The sequence below is a fragment of the Pseudomonas sp. P20 genome (genome assembly GCF_016463925.1).
Classification (GTDB): Bacteria; Pseudomonadota; Gammaproteobacteria; order Pseudomonadales; family Pseudomonadaceae; genus Pseudomonas; species Pseudomonas aeruginosa.
This window is the reverse complement of the sequence record NZ_JAEMVM010000083.1, coordinates 1-327: the sequence shown is the minus strand read 5'-3', so window position 1 is coordinate 327 and position 327 is coordinate 1. Positions and strand designations below refer to the sequence as shown.

General features: G+C 58.7%; 1 pseudogene. It reads left to right on the top strand.

The annotated features are described in order from the left end of the window. Positions 1-327, top strand: a pseudogene (locus tag JHD77_RS31670) (hypothetical protein); the annotation flags it as partial.

Sequence of the window (327 nt, the reverse complement as noted above, 5' to 3'; positions counted from 1 at the left end):
CTGCACAACTGGGCTATCAACTTCCGGCCGATTGCACGGACCCAGACCTGATCCAGCGCGACATCGCCGCCAACATGCGCCGCAGCGTAGAGGCGTGCCTTGAAGTGGGGCGTGGGCTGCAAGTGCTCAAGTCGGCATGCATCCATGGCAGCTTTATCGAGCGACTGAATGCGTTGGGACTTGAGCGCACAGTTGCCTTCCGCTTCATGGACGCTGCGACCAAATTCTCTGCGCTCGGTAGCAACGCCACTTTGACGAAGGCCATTGACAGCCAGTCGAAGCTCTTCGAAATGCTCGTCCTGGAGGATGAAGAGATCCAGGAGCTGG